The following is a 17,793-nucleotide window of genomic DNA, read 5'->3' as shown; positions in this document are numbered from 1 at the left end:
ACATTCTGTCAATACTGATACCCTTGCGTGCGGATGGAAGAAAAAAAATTTTAACGTGAAATTTCCGTCCCCAAAGCATAGTCAAACACAGCAATTTATGTACTTTATTCGCATTTTATTGAGGACGGATAGAACAGTTTGTGATTACACAAATACCATTCTTATGAGCATTACAGCTCGTCAAAAGCCTCTATAGCTTCCGACAATTTCTTAACGCCGTGAATTTGCATGCCAGGAATGCCGCCTTTCGGCATGTTGGCTGCAGGCACAATGGCTTTCTTGAAACCATGTTTGAACGCTTCATTCAAACGTTCTTGCCCACTTGGCACAGGACGGATTTCGCCTGCAAGCCCGACCTCACCAAAAATAACCACATCTTTGGGTAGTGGACGGTCACGAAAACTCGATAAAAGCGCCATAACTAACGCAAGATCGGCACTCGTCTCCGTCACCTTAACACCGCCAACCACATTAACAAAGACATCTTGGTCTGCCATTTGTAAGCCACCATGCTTATGCAACACAGCGAGCAAAAGTGATAAGCGGTTCTGCTCCAAACCGACCGCAACACGGCGAGGGTTTGCCAATTGCGAGTAATCCACCAACGCTTGAATCTCTACTAATAGAGGACGCGTACCTTCCCAAACCACCATAACAGAAGAACCAGATGTTTCTTCTTCACCACGAGAAAGGAAAATCGCGGATGGGTTACTCACTTCTTTCAACCCTTGGCCTGTCATTGCAAAAACACCGAGCTCATTCACAGCGCCAAAGCGGTTTTTATGACTACGCAATGTGCGAAAGCGGCTATCAGTACCACCATCAAGCAGCACTGAACAGTCTATAATGTGCTCAAGAACTTTAGGGCCCGCAAGAGTACCATCTTTTGTTACGTGACCAACAATAAATACCGCGACGTTATTCTGTTTTGCGTATCGTGTCAGAGCTGTCGCAGATTCACGTACTTGAGCAACACTGCCCGGTGACGATTGAACATCTGAAACGTGCATTACCTGAATCGAGTCAATCACCATAATGCGAGGTTGCTCTTTTTCGGCGATTTGGCAAATTTTGTCGACGTTCGTTTCCGATAGCATTTTTAAATGATCTTTTGGCAAGCCTAGTCGAGAAGCTCGCATTGCCACCTGCTGCAACGACTCTTCACCTGTTACATAGAGCGTTGGCATTTGCGCAGACAAACTACACATGGTTTGCAGCAGCAAGGTGGATTTACCCGCGCCAGGGTTACCACCAATCAAAATAGCGGCGCCGGGCACAACGCCCCCACCTAATACGCGGTCAAGCTCTTTAAACCCACTGGTGAAGCGTGGCACTTCCTGCAGATCAATTTCAGATAACGTTTGAACTGTTGCTTCTGTTGCGGAACCAGCGTAGCCGGATAAACGTTCATTACGAGCAACCGTTGGCGATGCAGCGATACGGACTTCTGTTATCGTATTCCACGAACCACATGCGTTACACTGCCCCTGCCAACGGGGAAAATCCGCGCCACAATCATTACAAACATACGCTCGTTTTGCTTTCGCCATGATGCCTCGATTTTTTCTACAAATGTGACTAAGCACAGCCAAGTCAGACCTTAACTGAAATGAACTATTGATATACTTAAGTTTTACTTCGCTTAGCCGATACAATTTAAAGTAACGACATACTCTAACAGAAATAATGCAGCAATCTGAAATTCTCTCGATCGCAGAACGACTCATTCCCGTTTACGGTTCGGATGACTTTGACTTTGTCCTTGGCCAATTGACCGAGGAAGAGCCGCCTTCGGCCAAAATCTTAGTGAAAATGGAACTTAACCGCTTGATGGCTCCGTGCAAAAAAAGCATCGATCTGCGCGGTCGCGTCCAAGGTGAATGTCGCGAGTATATTTTGGATGGTATTCCACATTGGTTAGATGACGTTGCTTTCAACGCTTACCATAAAAACATCAAAAAGTTTGGCGGCTACACTGAGGGAATGTGGGAAGCTTTGGTCAACACACGGAATAACTTTCGCGTAATGAGCAAACGTCTTACTCAACAAAGAACGCAATCGTTAACGGTTCCTAAAAGCCCTTTCTTAGCGGAGCCCGTTCACCTCGGCTATGACTTAAAGCGCCAAGAAAAGCGCTTGAAAGTCCAATCTCAAGTCGAGATTTGCCGCTCTAAAGGGCAACTTCTGCATGGGTTAAGCATTGACTTATCCTGCTCTGGCGCAAAGTTCAAAGTCCCAAGTGCGTTTAAATATAACCTTGGGGAGATTATTCAGGTCACGTTTACTGAGTTTGCCAGCAAATCTCAGGTTGCCGGTATCGAGAAACCGCTGGCGTACCGCATACTTGCGGTTGATGACTGTTACGAGAATGACTCAGTTCGATACCTCAGAACCATACGTTTAACTGAAACCAATGTCGTTACTCGAGTGATCGATGAAGCGCTCAACAGCGCAGCTAAAAGAGCTCGTCACGATAATCAAGATAAGATCATTCGAGCTCGAACTCGTGGTTATGAGCACATCGCGCTCAAGCACACCAGCAGCTTACCCCTATTCTTTGATGGCAGTGAGCTGAAACTCGCTATGTTGACGCCAAACAATCAAAAGCTTTGGCAGTACTGGCATGATGAAAGGAACCAGCAAATGTTTGGGTCCTTATTTAATGAGAAGCGAGTCGCGTCACTCATTAAACCTGGCGTTAAAGGCACCACCAATGTCCTTTATTCATTTACTCACGAGCACGAAAACCGAACCTATTTCTATTCGATGCTTCGTCCTGAGGCCACTCGTGAACAACGCCAGCTATTTTGGCATTTAGGTGCTAAACGTGAAAGTTGGCGCGCGTTTAGAATTTCGATATTTGAACTGTCAGAGCAAGAACAGGAAGACTTAGCCGCTTTCTCTCCGGAGTTAGCTGAAACGTCCCAATCATTGACTCACATTGGCATCTTGCAAGAAATTGCTGACGAAAAATCAGGGCAGGATTATCTGCTCACTGAAAAGCCGCGCTTACCCGCAAATACGTTAAATGCATTTCGCCATCCGAGAAGAATTATAGGCAACCCGAAAGGCATTTATTTTGATGCCAAGTCTCGTCGTAAAGAGCCACGTTACCGATTTAAGACCCCAATAGAACTACGTTCTGGGCCCGTCACAGCGATCGGCAGCACCGTCGATATTTCAAAGCGAGGGCTCGGCATTAAACTGGACGAACCTACCATGTTGCGCTCTGGGCAAGAGGTTCAGGTCAACTTCCGAGAGTTACAACTCTACGACAAAAAGCTGCCTTTAACGTCGGTGCCATACCGGGTAATTCGTGTTAGCCCAGATGGCTGTAGCGTACAGTTAGTTATTGATGAAAGCAGCCACACCATTAAAGTGATCGCCTTTTTCAACAGCATTATCGAGCACAATCAAGATAAGTTGATCCCGCAGAAAGAGATGCTACCGAGTAATGCGTTACTTGAAAGACTGCACAGCATGTTGCTCTCTCGAACTCTGAGCACACCAATTTTTATCAGTAAAACAGCGTCGTCTTCAATCAAAACCCCCGTTATTGGGGTGAATTTGCCGCTACCTAAGCACATTGAGCTTTTTGCACGCCTTGGGCACGATCAATTGTTGTCACTTGAACCTATCTTTAAAGGTCGAACAAGCACATTAATCGCAGAGCCGATAAAGCGTGTAGAAGGTGCTCAAGCAAGACATCAGGATATCTACATTAGCGCAGCCAAAGTCGGCAATAAAATTACAGGCATTGAGTCTAAGCTTCATCAAGAGTTCAACAGCGTAAAAGAACGGATTCAATTTATAAAGAAAGCACGAATGATGGGTGACTTCTACGTGATTCGCTTATCTACAGCCCCAATTTTCGATCCGATGACATCGTTGCTGCAACAAGATTTAAGTGACTTAACCCAATTTGGCGTGCATCAAGCGAGCAAATTAGAAAAGGAGCTGACCGCTTTGGTCGGTTACAGTGAGTTTGAAGACATTACGGAAGAAGTTGTAATTAGATTGGAGTTAACCGAGTAAATTTAGAGCCATACCAAGTCAACGAAAAAACACCGCCAGAAAGGCGGTGTTTTTTGAATGGATAAATTAAGGTTTTGCTTTCCAGCTGACCTTTTGCTGCTTCACCAGTGCACCAGATAAAATACAGAGCACACCGCCTAAGCCTGCAAAGCGAATCGCAGATTGCGCTTGAGCTTCCACTTTAGGTTTTGCGTGGTACGCGATACCTAAGCCCGCCACCGACATCATCACAAGATCGTTAGCGCCATCACCGACAGCAACGGTGTTGTGCTGCTCAATTTCGTATTCATCCGCCAACTCCACCAGGATATCTGACTTCATCTGCGCGGTAACCACATCGCCAAGTACGTTCCCCGTGAGCTTACCATCAATGATTTCTAACTGATTAGAGCGAGCAAAATCTAAATCGACTTTATCTTTGATGTAGTCCGAGAAGTAAGTAAAACCACCGGAAGCAATCGCTGTTTTCCAGCCTAGTGCTTTTAACGTTGCGATTAACGCTTCAAAGTCCGGCATAAATGGCAATTGGGAACGAACTTGTTCAAGAATTGATTCATCAGCACCTTTGAGCTTGCCTACGCGTTGACGCAAACTTTGCTCAAAATCCAGTTCTCCTTGCATCGCACGTTCAGTAACTTCTGCCACCTCATCCCCGACTCCGGCCAATTTTGCGATTTCATCAATACACTCTATCTGGATTGCCGTTGAGTCCATGTCAAATACAATCAACCCTTGGGTTGAGAGATCTGGAACTTCATTAAGCGAGGCGTAATCCAAGTTGAGGCTTTGTAAGATCGTTTCGTGTTGAGGGGTCAACTCTCCTGCCATCAAGGCGACTTCATATTGGCCAACTTTCCACGTTTCTAACACGGGGTTGTAGACACCTGTGAAGAAATCAATGTCTTCAAAATGACGTGGCGAAAGGTATTCTGCAAACACTATCCAGTTTGCTTTTGCTTTATCTAGTTGGGAGGCAAATCGAGTCTCGGGTAATCGTTTTAAAAGTGTCGTATGTTTTCTGATAAGCAAGCTTTTTGACGCGTCCATGTATATAATCCCTTATGACTTTGCTAAAACGTTACCTCAACAAACTAAAAAGGCAAGTCTTTGTTTTATTTTAAATGGATGAGTAAAGAGCATGAGTGAATCCTTGTTCTCAGTAAGGAATGCCCTAAGAATTCTGGCACTAATCCTACTGTGTGTGATGTTGTTTATCACGATCAAAAACAGTGTTGTGATCAGTAAGGGCAACGAGAAAATTCAAGCACAGCAGCTTGAGACACTCACCAAAGTTTTGATTTCACAGGCGTCTCTTTCTGCCAGTGAAATGATTTTGACTAAAGATCAAGAACGCTTACTTAAACTGACAAACCAGCTAGCACAAGACCGTTTGGTGTTTGATGCGACAATATATGATGCACAAGGCGTACGTTTAGCGTCTAGTGAAGATGCGCTATCGGTACGCGAAGTTTTAGGCTTAGACACGCCTTTGGCAACAGCTTCCATTGGCCGCCAGCAGTTGGTTGAACCAGTATTTGCCGATGAAGCACTCATCGGTTTTGTTCGCGTTACCTTTGAGACAGGTCGTGTAACCGCGATTTCTGACCACCACTATCGTAAGAGTGATCGCTACATGTACATGATGGTGCTAATGAGTTTTGTGTGCGGCATGTTATTCATTATGATTTTACGTAGACAGCCTATCCGCCGTAAAAAAGCGCAAAACCTACTGCTAACCAAATAGTCAGTCGGTAATCAACATCTAATACAAAAACAGCCCGCATTGTGCGGGCTGTTCTTTTAGTTCTTAATGTCAAGAAACTAAGATGACTCTTTGTCGCTTATTCTTCGTCGCCTAGCAATACTGAATCTAGTGCGATTAGCATCATGTCGTTGAATGTTGTTTGACGCTCATCAGAAGTTGTTTGCTCACCCGTTTTGATGTGATCTGATACCGTACAGATTGTCAGAGCTTTTGCACCGTATTCTGCCGCTACGCCGTAAATACCCGCCGCTTCCATTTCAACACCAACAATGCCGTACTTGTCCATTACGTCGAACATTTCTGGATCTGGCGTGTAGAAAAGCTCCGCTGAAAACAGGTTACCCACTTTCACATCAATGCCACGTGCTTTTGCTGCGTCTTCTGCCGCGCGAACCATTTTGTAGTCTGCGATTGCTGCAAAGTCATGACCTTTAAAACGGATGCGGTTCACTTTAGAATCCGTACACGCGCCCATGCCGATCACAACATCACGCACTTTGATGTCTTCGTTTACTGCGCCACAGCTACCTACACGGATAATTTTCTTCACGCCGAAGTCTTTAATTAGCTCCGTTGCGTAAATCGAACATGATGGGATACCCATACCGTGGCCCATTACCGAGATCTTACGGCCTTTGTATGTGCCCGTGTAACCGAACATATTACGCACATCACACACTTGCACAACGTCTTCAAGGAAGGTTTCTGCGATGTATTTTGCACGTAGCGGGTCACCCGGCATCAGTACGACGTCTGCGAATGCACCCATTTCAGCATTGATATGTGGAGTTGCCATTTTCTTTTCCTTAACCTTTCTCTAGCGCTCCGCGCTTAAGGCGATATAAGCCAGAGTATTCTCATTTCCGACAAGCAGTACTTGCATACTGCAAACATAAAACTAGGAGCATTCAGCTCCTAGTTTTCAATATCCTAATTATAGGAAATTCTTACCGTAATCCATTGGAGAAGTACCGAAGTAGCTCGCCAATGTTTGGCCAATGTCTGCGAATGTTTCGCGGCGGCCAAGAGAGCCTGCTGGCACTTTTTGACCGTAAACCAATACTGGGATGTGCTCACGAGTATGGTCAGTACCTGGCCATGTTGGATCACAGCCGTGGTCTGCTGTTAGGATAAGCACGTCATCTTCACCCATCAGTTCTAGCACTTCATTGATGCGACCATCAAAGTACTCAAGCGCTGCAGCGTAACCCGCCACATCACGACGGTGACCGTAAGCTGAATCGAAGTCGACGAAGTTAGTGAATACGATGGTGTTATCAGCCGCTTCTTTGATCGCTTCTTTCGTTGCTTCAAATAGTGCTGGAATGCCTGTTGCTTTGGTTTTTTTAGTGATCCCGCAACCAGCATAAATATCTGAAATCTTACCGATGGAATGAACCTGACCGCCCTTCTCATCAACTAACTTTTGTAAGATAGTCGCTGATGGTGGCTCTACAGATAGGTCACGACGGTTACCCGTACGCTCAAATTGACCTTTACCCGGGCCAATGAATGGGCGCGCGATTACACGGCCGATGTTGTAATCTTCTAGTTCTTCACGCGCAATTTGGCAAAGCTCTAGTAGACGATCCAGGCCGAATGTCTCTTCGTGACAGGCGATTTGGAATACAGAGTCCGCAGAGGTGTAGAAGATTGGCTGCCCAGTTTTCATGTGCTCTTCACCCAAGTCATCAAGAACTTGAGTACCAGATGCGTGGCAGTTACCTAGGAAACCGTCAAGACCCGCGCGCTCAAGGATGCGATCCGTCAGATCTTTAGGGAAGCTGTTTGCTTTGTCTGTGAAGTAACCCCAGTCAAACAGAACAGGAACACCTGCGATTTCCCAGTGACCAGACGGCGTATCTTTACCAGAAGAAAGCTCTGCGGCGTGACCGTACGCACCAATGATTTCTGCATCAGCGTCTAGGCCAGGTGCGAAGCGACCTGTTGACTCTTTATGTGCCATTGCCAAACCTAACTTAGATAGGTTTGGAAGGCGAAGTGCGCCTTGACGTTGGTCGTTATCTGCTAAGCCTTTTTCGCATTGTTCTGCGATGTGGCCTAGTGTGTCTGAACCTACATCACCAAATTTCTCAGCGTCAGCGGTTGCACCAATACCGAATGAGTCTAGTACTAAAATAAATGCTCTTTTCATTGCTCGTTCCTTAGGCCCACTCGGCTTTTTATTATGGTTGAGTAGGCCTTGTGTAATTACTTGTTCTGTTAAATATCTTCTGCACGAATTTGGCGGTAAACCTCTGGAGTTGGTGTGTACTCACCACCTACTTTGATTGCACTGCGCAGTGCTTTTGCCGCTTCTTCCCACTGCTCTTCGCTGCGAGCGTGGATAACGGCAAGAGGTTTATCGCTATCTGCAACTTCACCCAAGCGGATGAACGCGTCGAAACCTACGGCATAGTCGATTTCATCAGTAGCAACACGGCGACCACCACCCATAGCAACGACAGCCATGCCAATCGCACGCGTGTCCATTGCTGAAACAATGCCCGTTTCCGTCGCGTAAACAGGCTTGATGATTTCCGCTTTTTCTAGGTAGTTATCGTAGTTTTCTACGAAGTCTGCTGGGCCGCCAAGACCCGCAACCATCTTGCCGAAGCATGCTGCTGCTTTACCGTTGTCTAGCGCTTCCATCAACTTCACACGTGCGTCTTCTGTGTTCTCAGCCAGTTTGCCAAGTACCAGCATTTCTGCACAAGAAGCCATGGTGACTTCAAGTAGGCGTGGGTTACGGTATTCACCCGTTAGGAAACGAACTGCTTCACGAACCTCCACCGCATTACCTGCCGAAGAGGCCAATACTTGGTTCATGTCTGTCAGGATTGCAGTGGTCTTAGTACCCGCACCGTTTGCTACTGCAACGATTGATTTCGCTAGCTCTTCAGACGCTTCGTAAGTTGGCATGAATGCACCAGAGCCGACTTTAACGTCCATCACTAGCGACTCCAGACCCGCCGCCAATTTCTTAGAAAGAATGGAAGCCGTGATCAGAGAAATGTTGTCTACGGTTGCGGTAATATCACGAGTCGCGTAAACACGCTTATCCGCAGGAGCTAGGTCACCGGTTTGACCGATGATCGCCACACCAGCGTCTTTAGTTACTTGCCCAAACACATCGTTGCTTGGTGTGATGTTGTAGCCAGGAATAGACTCAAGCTTATCTAGAGTACCGCCTGTGTGGCCAAGACCACGGCCAGAGATCATTGGTACGAAACCGCCACATGCTGCCACCATAGGGCCAAGCATCAAAGACGTTACGTCACCCACACCGCCGGTAGAGTGTTTGTCGACAATTGGGCCACCAAAGTTCATGTGGCTCCAGTCGATAACCATGCCCGAATCACGCATTGCACACGTTAGGGCGATGCGCTCATCCATGGTCATTTCATTGAAGAAAATCGTCATAGCAAACGCCGCGATCTGACCTTCAGATACGGTGTTATTTGCTACGCCTTGAATAAAGAAGTTGATTTCGTCTGCGGTAAGTACTTCACCGTCACGTTTTTTACGAATGATTTCTTGTGGTAAATACATTAGTGCCTCCCATGCTCTCGTGAGCCATGGTTAAGTAGGATAGAAGAGGTTTGGTAGCACCCGTTTAGGTGCTACCGTTCAGACATATTATTGGGATTAGTACGCTGCTGGATCAGCGGTTTCGTCTGTCACTTCTAATGTATTTAGTAGGTTAGTTAGCAGGCTAGACGCACCGAAACGGTAGTGACGGGCATCAACCCAGTTGTCACCTAGGATTTCGTCAGCCATTGCTAGGTATGCAGCTGCGTCTTCAGCAGTGCGCACACCACCTGCTGGTTTGAAACCAACAGTTTCTGCAACACCCATGTCGCGAATCACTTCAAGCATCATGCGTGCATATTCTGGTGTTGCGTTTACTGGCACTTTACCAGTTGAAGTTTTAATGAAGTCAGCACCTGCTTCAATACAGATTTGAGATGCTTTCTTGATTAGTGCTTCTTCTTTTAGTTCACCCGTTTCGATGATCACTTTAAGAAGAATGTCACCACAAGCTTCTTTACATTGCTTAACTAGTTCGAAGCCTACTTTCTCATCACCCGCCATTAGCGCGCGGTATGGGAAAACAACGTCAACTTCGTCTGCACCGTAAGCAACCGCCGCTTTTGTTTCAGCAACAGCGATTTCGATGTCGTCGTTACCGTGTGGGAAGTTCGTTACTGTTGCAATGCGAACCTCTGGCGTACCTTGCTCACGAAGTGTCTTCTTAGCAATAGGAATAAAGCGAGGGTAAATACAAATTGCAGCTGTGTTGCCTACTGCTGTTTTCGCGTCATGACATAATGAGATCACTTTTGCATCAGTGTCATCGTCATTCAACGTAGTTAGGTCCATAAGTTTAAGTGCACGTAGCGCTGCTGCTTTTAAATCGCTCATTTCTATCTCCGATCAATATTCAAAAAATTCACTACTCAGCCTTACATCACGTCTCTAACTATAATCAACAAGTCGAGACAATGTGAGTAAATGGCTAAACAGTCTATTAATGAACGGACTTGGTTCCCTGAAGACTCGGCATATACAGCGAAAATTTCATATGCCAATTGCTATCCTTGTCACCGCACAGTACCAGTTTGGCCTATGGCACAACAATCTATGATTGCGGTGTCTTTAATATCACATCACACAGCAAAACGCCTATTAGATCTGATATTGCTGGGCAAGTCATTTGCCCATCGATTATGTAATATTCATTACGTGATTAAGTATCAACCTTAACCACTATCCTGTGATTAATACATTATAGAGTTTCACCGCAAAACTGTAGCACCAAATAGAGCGCAAACGGTTTGTATCTCAAAATTTCCTAGCCCCTATTCCATCGGCTGCGTAACTCATAGACTGAGTCCGGCATCCGGTGAGATTTTAGAGCCCGAAAAACGAAAAATGCCCCGCAGCAATCTCTTGCTACAGGGCATGATGTAAAACGGCGTCTATATATTAAGAACCGATTCTAATTATAGTGCTGCAAGGCTTAAGCAGAAGCCTGCAATTGTCGCTGCCATAAGGTTAGACAACGTACCTGCAAGCACAGCTTTAACACCCATGCGAGCGATGTCACTACGACGGTTTGGTGCAAGGCTACCTAGACCACCAAGTAGAATCGCGATAGAAGAAAGGTTCGCGAAACCACATAGTGCGAATGAGATGATAGCTGTTGTCTTCTCAGACATTACTTCACCAGTTGCCGCGATTACTTGAGCGTTTTCACCTAGGTATGGTGTGAAGTTCAAGTAAGCAACGAATTCGTTCACTACGATTTTCTGACCGATGAATGAACCAGCAGTTACTGCTTCAGCCCATGGAACACCGATTAGGAATGCTAGTGGAGAGAATGCGTAACCTAGGATTAGCTCTAGCGTTAGTTCTGGCATGCCGAACCAACCACCGATGCCACCTAGCATACCGTTGATCAGCGCGATTAGACCAACGAATGCGATTAGCATTGCACCTACGTTAAGCGCAAGTTGTAGACCAGAAGCCGCACCGCCCGCTGCTGCGTCGATTACGTTTACTGGTTTGTCGTCGCCGCCGTCCATCGCTTCTTCAATACTTTCGTGAGGCTGGTCAGTCTCTGGGTGAAGGATTTTAGCGAATAGTAGACCACCTGGTGCCGCCATGAATGATGCTGCTACTAGGTACTCTAGTGGAACACCCATTGAAGCGTAGCCCGCTAGTACACCACCAGCAACAGAAGCTAGACCACCACACATTACCGCGAATAGCTCTGATTGAGTCATTTTTGGAACGAATGGACGAACAACTAGAGGTGCTTCTGTTTGACCTACGAAAATGTTTGCTGCTGCTGACATTGATTCCGCACGTGAAGTGCCCAGCGCTTTTTGTAGTGCGCCACCAAGAATCTTGATAACCCATTGCATAACGCCAATGTAGTAAAGAACTGAAATCAGTGCAGAGAAGAAGATCAGTGTAGGAAGAACACGGAATGCGAAGATGAAACCGCCGCCGCCGAATACTTCGAACATCTTGTCAGAAACAAGACCACCGAACAGGAATGATGAACCATCGTTACCGTAGTTGATAACGTTAGAAACACCTGAAGAGAAACCGTTTAGTAGATCACGGCCCCAAGGTACATACAGAACAAATGCACCTAATGCGAATTGGATAGCGAATGCGCCACCCACAGTTCTTAGATTGATAGCTTTTCGGTTATTAGAAAATGCCACTGCAATCGCAAGAAGCACTACCATACCGATTAGGCTCATAAACAGGCTCATAGTTTATGACTTCCTTATAAGTTATTTATTGGCGTGTTACAAAATGGAGCTATAAAGCGGGAGCAATTATACTCATGCAGAATCAATTAAAGTAATGCCAGCCTCACACTTTCCTATAAGATTCATGATTGATTCAGCCAGCTTTGTGAGTTAATTCACAATAAGCAGGAAAACGTTTTCTATTTCAAACCACATCTTTAGATTTTATTCACATATCGAGAAAGCAAAATTGCTATTTTTCCATAACTGAGAGGCAATCGATTGCTTTGGACCGTTATGCAACTCTACGAGCTCATTAAAGATGTGAATGAGTTTGGCTGGGTGATTCGACTCCCCTTGATACCCAATTATAGGCATATCCGGTGCATCTGTTTCGATCACGAGATGTTTGAGTGGTAATTTTTGAATTGCGTCGCGCGTTTTCTTCGCTCTTGGGTAGGTGATGGTTCCTCCTACACCGATAAAAAAACCTAATTTGACCCACTCCATTGCTTGCTGATAACTCCCAGAGAAAGCATGTAGCACACCACCCCGAGGGAGCTTCGCCGCTTTAACCATTTGAATAAGGCGATTGTGCGCTTTTCGGCTATGTAAAATAACTGGGAGTTCGAAGCGTCTAGCCAGTTCAAATTGAACTTCAAGTGTCTTTTCTTGCAACTGTGGGTCAACATCAATGGCAAAATCTAGCCCACACTCTCCTATTGCCACGCACTGGGGAGCATTTTGTTTTAGATAATGCTCCAATTCAGCAAAGTGCTGCTCGACGTTATCTTCAAGAAAATACGGATGAAACCCAAGGGCGTAATACAAATTGGCATGTTGATCTGCCAAGGTTTGAATACGAGCCCAGTTTTGAGGTCCCACTGAAGGAATCAGAATTCTTGTCACGCCTTGCGTTTGAGCTAGCTGAAGTTGATGTGCAAAGTCACCTTGGAATACATCAAAGTCAAAGTGACAATGGGTATCAAAGAGCTTCATCTTGAGACTTTTTATCTGTACCGACAAACTGAGAATCAGAAAATAACAGAGCTTCACTGTTCTCTTCATTTTGATGGGCAGGATCTTTTCGATACGGAACGCAGCTGCGTTTTTGATCGGGCGTTAGTCCCATCTCCTTGCACCAGTCGTCGTAATGCTTCAATCCTCGTTTAAACCAGTTCATATCTCATCCTTATAAAAACGCCCTTGGCTAAGTTTATAGCCAAGGGCGTTTTAAAATCTAGTTTGCGTTAAAGCTTACCCAAACCGCTTTTTGATTAGTGCTCACGCGTCGCACGGAAATCAATATCAGGGAAACGCTCTTTCGCCAAGTTTAAGTTAACCATTGTTGGTGCAATATACGTTAGGTTATCACCACCATCCAATGCTAAGTTTGCTTGGTTCTTACGTTGGAACTCATCCAGTTTCTTCGCATCATCACACTCAACCCAACGCGCAGTTGCAACGTTGATGCCTTCATAAATCGCTTCAACGTTATATTCAGACTTCAAACGAGCCACAACAACATCGAACTGAAGTACACCAACGGCACCAACGATCAGATCGTTGTTTTGTAGTGGACGGAATACCTGTACCGCACCTTCTTCTGATAGTTGCACCAAGCCTTTTAGTAGCTGTTTCTGCTTTAGTGGATCTTTCAGGCGAATACGACGGAACAGTTCCGGGGCAAAGTTCGGAATACCAGAGAACTTCAGTGACTCACCTTGAGTAAAGGTATCACCAATCTGGATAGTTCCGTGGTTATGCAGACCAATGATATCACCCGCGTAAGCGTGTTCTGCACGTGAACGGTCACCAGCCATAAAGGTTACTGCATCAGAGATACTCACCTGCTTGCCAAGACGAACGTGGTTCATCTTCATACCCTGCGTGTAAGTACCCGATACAATACGCATGAATGCGATACGGTCACGGTGTTTCGGGTCCATGTTTGCTTGGATCTTGAATACGAAACCAGAGAACTTCTCTTCTGTCGCTTCAACTTCACGCTCAACCGCCTGACGCGTTTTCGGTGCTGGCGCCCACTCTGTTAGACCATCTAGCATGTGGTCTACACCGAAGTTACCTAATGCGGTACCGAAGTAAACTGGCGTCAGGTCACCTGTTAAGAACATTTCCAAATCAAACTCAGGGCAAGCACCCATAACAAGCTCAAGCTCTTCTCGAACACTTTCCGCAAGGCCTGCACCGACTTTTTCATCAAGCTCTGGGTTATCTAGACCTTTGATGATTCGAACTTCTTGAATCTCATGACCGTGACCAGATTCGTATAAAATCGTTTCATCACGGTGAATGTGATACACACCTTTAAACTCTTTACCACAGCCGATTGGCCACGTGATAGGCGCACACATCATGCCCAATTCGTTTTCTACTTCGTCCAATACTTCCATTGGATCACGAACGTCACGGTCAAGTTTGTTCATGAAGGTCACGATTGGCGTATCACGTAGACGGGTTACTTCCATCAGCTTACGAGTACGATCCTCGACACCTTTCGCTGCATCGATAACCATCAAACACGAGTCGACTGCCGTTAGAGTACGATATGTATCTTCCGAGAAGTCTTCGTGTCCAGGAGTATCAAGTAGGTTTACCAGGCAATCATTGTAAGGGAACTGCATCACAGACGTGGTTACCGAGATACCACGTTCCTTTTCCATTTCCATCCAGTCTGATTTTGCGTGCTGTGCATTACCACGACCTTTAACCGTACCTGCTTTTTGAATCGCGTTTCCGAATAAAAGGACTTTTTCAGTAATGGTGGTTTTACCCGCATCCGGGTGAGAAATAATAGCGAACGTTCTACGTTTAGACACTTCGCTTAGAAAAGGTGTATTTGACATGAAACTGGTCTTCTTTGATGTCTGAATGCTTGCTCGAAAAGCAAACACGCTTTTTAGATTCAATATTGCGCGGTATTCTCGCTTATTATTGCCTCAGGGGCAACTGATCGCTTTAGGGGCGACTTCCCTAATGGGATGCGTTAACGTTAGTGAAAGAAGAGATAACTCATGATGATCGCATCTTCTTTTCCCGTGCCAGTTTTCGCAGGGTAATAGTTATGACGTCGTTCAACTTCATTGAATCCAGCTTGTTCATAAATATAAATAGCAGGCTTATTACTCTCTCGCACCTCAAGCCAAGCACTCTCCGCTTTTGATTGCTCACAATGTTCTAAGAACGCATCCAACAGTTTTTGACCATAGCCTTTACCCTGAAGATGCGGCGCGATAGCAATATTCAGCAACGTAACTTCACCGACAATATTCTGCGCATAGAAGTAGCCAATCACCATCTCGCCATCGAGCATCACATGATGACATGCTCCACGGCTGGATAAATCACGTACCAAAGACTCTGCCCACGGATGCGAGTGTGCTTGCTGCTCAATTTGCCAAACTTGATCTAAGTGCTCAGCGCACATTGGTAAGATTTTAGTTGTCATTATTTACCTAGGGGTTCATGTGCAATACCAATTGCAGTAAAACGGGGATTAATGCTTATTTGCGCGAATTGTTGCAAGAACAAATCTGTTGCCAAAGTGCACGTTTTTGTTGGGTATTCCCATCCACATCTTGCAACAATGGCGATGTCAGCGGTTTAGTGTCAGGCAATACTTCGGCTTCACACCCAGCAAACCAAACCCACTCAAGCTCGTGCTGGCCAAGTAATGGAAATCGCTCTGGCTCAATATGTAACGCTTGGTCAAGCGTTAACTTCATACTCTTTAGGATGTTTTCAAACAAAACCGCCGTCTCATTCTCTGGACATACCGGAGAAATTAACAGGAGTTTGCAAGAACTTTGCAAATCGATTTTTGGCGATTGGTAACCTGCCAATCTATCTGGGTGTACCAGCTCCCATGTGCTGATGCCCATTTCGTGTAAATACTGTTTCTCGTTAATTGACATTTTCCGTCACCTATTTGAACGAGGGCAATCCTAACAAATAATCTTGATTATACCTAAAGGACTTCAAGGAACACCTCAATACATTGGAATGATTGAACTGTTCTGCCTATGACAATGGCCATACCGTAGGTATAACATATGAGGTACATTATGAAATTCTTACCTACACTGCTGCTTTGCGCACTGGTAGCCGCCACCAGCATGAGTGTTTTTGCTAATAGCAGCGATGAGTGGGAGCTGATTGCAACAAAAACCGTCAAATTCCAAACAGAAACGGATACCGTGACACCAAATAGCCTATTTCGAAATCGCAGCTTCAGTAAAATTAAACTGAAATGTGTGCAGGGCACGGTAGACATTAACGACTTAAAAGTCTTGATGACGGACGGTAGTGAGAAAAAGCTAACCTCTATGGGTGTGCTAACAAGTGGATTATCGACTCGTGCATGGAGACTTCCTGGCTCAAAAGAAGCGAAGCTAAAACAGATTGAAATGACTTACAGCAGTTGGGGCAGCAGAAAACTCAATGTTTTAGGGCTAAGTAAGAAAGCAAAAATAGAGGTTTGGGGTAAGAAGAAAAGTGACCAGTCGTCTTAACCTCCCTATCTCAGTTTTCAATGAACTAAGAAAGAAGCCCACTGAGTTAGTGGGCTTCTTTCATTTACAGTTCAGAGAACTCTGGCGCGTAATCTATGCGTCCGGAGTGTCCGGCACATTGACCTTCGACCAACTCTGCGATACGAAATGCACCTTTAGGAACATCCCAAGCGCATTCGAATCCCATCTCGTCGCATGATTGAAAGCCCTGGCGCGCGTAATAATCAGGATCGCCCAACACCACACACACTGGATAGCCAAAATCACGAAGTGAATCAAAACCTTCTTTGATCAACTCTGCAGCGATGCCTTGGCGACGGTAATCTTCATGAACAGCCAATGGCGCCAGCCCTTGCCACGACAAATCTTCACCATTTAAGGTCACTGGGCTAAATAAAGCATGGCCTATCACCTCTCCCTCATCTGTACACGCGACTAAGGAAAGTGTGAATTTGCTGTTTTCGCGCAAACGCATCACAAGCTTAGCTTCAGCTTCCGTCGGGAAGGCGTGTTTCAATAAGCGGTCAATGGTAAGAATGTCCGCAGGGGCTTCAGTTCGAATAAGCATTCGCTACTCCGGTTGGTTGTGCAGGCGCTTGAACTCCTTTCTGAACAAAATCAGCCAATTGATTCAAAGCGACTTGCATTGCTTTCGGTAACTGCTCTAAGTCGACACTGTCCATTAAGTTTTTCACTTCTAAGCCAAGCTCAGTATCGCCTTCAATTGAAAGGCGACGTTGGAAGAACAGTGTGTCAGGGTCTTCTTTACGACCAGCAATCAGTACTAGGTCGTTTAGATTACCACTAAAACTCACATCTTCCTGAACTGGTTTTTCAGCTACCACTAATTTTTCGTCTTGATAGCTGATGTACCATGCTAAGTTCAAGTCTTTAATCGCAACTTTTAACCACTTGTCTTCAAGGAACTCAAAGTCACCATCTTCCAAGGCTTCTTTAAACACCATTTTTAGCCCCTCCAGCAATGCTTTTTGCTGAATTGGCTGTGGTAATAACTGGACTGGAGAACGCAAAATGTTAGCTGCGTTCTTTACTAGTTGACTGCGAATCTTGTTTAACACGTTCATTATCCGTTACTTTGTCATTAGGTTGCCTATATTAAGCAATCGTGGCAATGAGATTACTGTTATGTATCAATAAAGTGCTTATTTTAGATTGGTGGATTATTGTTCAC

Annotated in this window: 17 protein-coding genes; 3 read left to right on the top strand and 14 right to left on the bottom strand. The window is 45.4% G+C overall.

What is annotated here, in order from left to right; all coding sequences use genetic code 11:
• Positions 1 to 170 precede the first annotated feature (170 nt).
• Entirely contained in the window at positions 171 to 1,550 is a 1,380-nt protein-coding gene (gene radA, locus CBX98_RS14015) for a DNA repair protein RadA (RefSeq protein ID WP_012841458.1), read from the bottom strand.
• 136 nt (positions 1,551 to 1,686) lie between these two features.
• On the opposite strand from radA, the gene CBX98_RS14010 reads away from it, so the two are divergent.
• A complete protein-coding gene (locus CBX98_RS14010; protein WP_109169519.1) occupies positions 1,687 to 4,035 on the top strand; it encodes a PilZ domain-containing protein in 2,349 nt (782 codons plus the stop codon).
• 66 nt (positions 4,036 to 4,101) lie between these two features.
• Here the strand turns inward: CBX98_RS14010 and serB are convergent, their stop codons facing one another.
• Positions 4,102 to 5,082 (bottom strand): phosphoserine phosphatase, encoded by a 981-nt coding sequence (gene serB, locus CBX98_RS14005; protein ID WP_109169517.1) that lies wholly within the window; start codon positions 5,080 to 5,082, stop codon positions 4,102 to 4,104.
• A gap of 91 nt (positions 5,083 to 5,173) precedes the next feature.
• On the opposite strand from serB, the gene CBX98_RS14000 reads away from it, so the two are divergent.
• Positions 5,174 to 5,779: a YtjB family periplasmic protein gene (locus CBX98_RS14000; protein ID WP_041852892.1), complete on the top strand. Its 606-nt coding sequence runs from the start codon at positions 5,174 to 5,176 to the stop codon at positions 5,777 to 5,779.
• 97 nt (positions 5,780 to 5,876) lie between these two features.
• Here the strand turns inward: CBX98_RS14000 and deoD are convergent, their stop codons facing one another.
• From deoD to CBX98_RS13945, 10 genes are all read right to left on the bottom strand, one after another.
• Positions 5,877 to 6,596, bottom strand: coding sequence for a purine-nucleoside phosphorylase (gene deoD, locus CBX98_RS13995; RefSeq protein ID WP_006742381.1), 720 nt, complete (start codon positions 6,594 to 6,596; stop codon positions 5,877 to 5,879).
• 138 nt (positions 6,597 to 6,734) lie between these two features.
• On the bottom strand, positions 6,735 to 7,955 hold the full coding sequence (locus CBX98_RS13990; RefSeq protein ID WP_109169515.1) for a phosphopentomutase: 1,221 nt from the start codon (positions 7,953 to 7,955) through the stop codon (positions 6,735 to 6,737).
• 68 nt (positions 7,956 to 8,023) lie between these two features.
• Positions 8,024 to 9,352 carry a thymidine phosphorylase gene (deoA, locus tag CBX98_RS13985; protein WP_109169513.1) on the bottom strand — a complete coding sequence of 443 codons (1,329 nt, stop codon included), beginning with the start codon at positions 9,350 to 9,352 and terminating at the stop codon, positions 8,024 to 8,026.
• Between the two features lie 96 nt (positions 9,353 to 9,448).
• The gene (gene deoC, locus CBX98_RS13980; RefSeq protein WP_006742378.1) at positions 9,449 to 10,225 is read right to left on the bottom strand and encodes a deoxyribose-phosphate aldolase; all 777 of its coding nucleotides are present in this window, start codon (positions 10,223 to 10,225) and stop codon (positions 9,449 to 9,451) included.
• 581 nt (positions 10,226 to 10,806) lie between these two features.
• Positions 10,807 to 12,090: a NupC/NupG family nucleoside CNT transporter gene (locus CBX98_RS13970; RefSeq protein ID WP_006742377.1), complete on the bottom strand. Its 1,284-nt coding sequence runs from the start codon at positions 12,088 to 12,090 to the stop codon at positions 10,807 to 10,809.
• Between the two features lie 204 nt (positions 12,091 to 12,294).
• Positions 12,295 to 13,068 carry a TatD family hydrolase gene (locus CBX98_RS13965; protein ID WP_109169511.1) on the bottom strand — a complete coding sequence of 258 codons (774 nt, stop codon included), beginning with the start codon at positions 13,066 to 13,068 and terminating at the stop codon, positions 12,295 to 12,297.
• Positions 13,055 to 13,252 carry a DUF5363 family protein gene (locus CBX98_RS13960; protein WP_104970908.1) on the bottom strand — a complete coding sequence of 66 codons (198 nt, stop codon included), beginning with the start codon at positions 13,250 to 13,252 and terminating at the stop codon, positions 13,055 to 13,057. Before CBX98_RS13960 ends, CBX98_RS13965 begins: the two co-directional genes overlap by 14 nt.
• Positions 13,253 to 13,346: 94 nt before the next feature.
• Positions 13,347 to 14,936, bottom strand: a complete 1,590-nt coding sequence (gene prfC / locus CBX98_RS13955) for a peptide chain release factor 3 (protein WP_012841453.1) — start codon at positions 14,934 to 14,936, stop codon at positions 13,347 to 13,349.
• A gap of 146 nt (positions 14,937 to 15,082) precedes the next feature.
• A complete protein-coding gene (gene rimI / locus CBX98_RS13950; RefSeq protein WP_109169509.1) occupies positions 15,083 to 15,538 on the bottom strand; it encodes a ribosomal protein S18-alanine N-acetyltransferase in 456 nt (151 codons plus the stop codon).
• Between the two features lie 55 nt (positions 15,539 to 15,593).
• Positions 15,594 to 16,004, bottom strand: coding sequence for a DNA polymerase III subunit psi (locus CBX98_RS13945; protein ID WP_109169507.1), 411 nt, complete (start codon positions 16,002 to 16,004; stop codon positions 15,594 to 15,596).
• Positions 16,005 to 16,154: 150 nt separating this feature from the next.
• Between CBX98_RS13945 and CBX98_RS13940 the strand changes: the two genes are divergently transcribed.
• Positions 16,155 to 16,601, top strand: a complete 447-nt coding sequence (locus CBX98_RS13940) for a hypothetical protein (protein ID WP_109169505.1) — start codon at positions 16,155 to 16,157, stop codon at positions 16,599 to 16,601.
• Positions 16,602 to 16,665: 64 nt separating this feature from the next.
• Here the strand turns inward: CBX98_RS13940 and CBX98_RS13935 are convergent, their stop codons facing one another.
• Both CBX98_RS13935 and CBX98_RS13930 read right to left on the bottom strand, forming a co-directional pair.
• The gene (locus CBX98_RS13935) at positions 16,666 to 17,169 is read right to left on the bottom strand and encodes an N-acetyltransferase (RefSeq protein WP_047008946.1); all 504 of its coding nucleotides are present in this window, start codon (positions 17,167 to 17,169) and stop codon (positions 16,666 to 16,668) included.
• The gene (locus tag CBX98_RS13930; protein WP_005394645.1) at positions 17,153 to 17,680 is read right to left on the bottom strand and encodes an SCP2 domain-containing protein; all 528 of its coding nucleotides are present in this window, start codon (positions 17,678 to 17,680) and stop codon (positions 17,153 to 17,155) included. The genes CBX98_RS13935 and CBX98_RS13930 overlap by 17 nt, the downstream gene beginning before the upstream one ends.
• Between the last annotated feature and the right edge of the window lie 113 nt (positions 17,681 to 17,793).

The organism is Vibrio sp. T9, assembly GCF_003123985.1.
Classification (GTDB): Bacteria; Pseudomonadota; Gammaproteobacteria; order Enterobacterales; family Vibrionaceae; genus Vibrio; species Vibrio diabolicus.
This window is presented reverse-complemented; position numbering and strand designations above follow the sequence as displayed.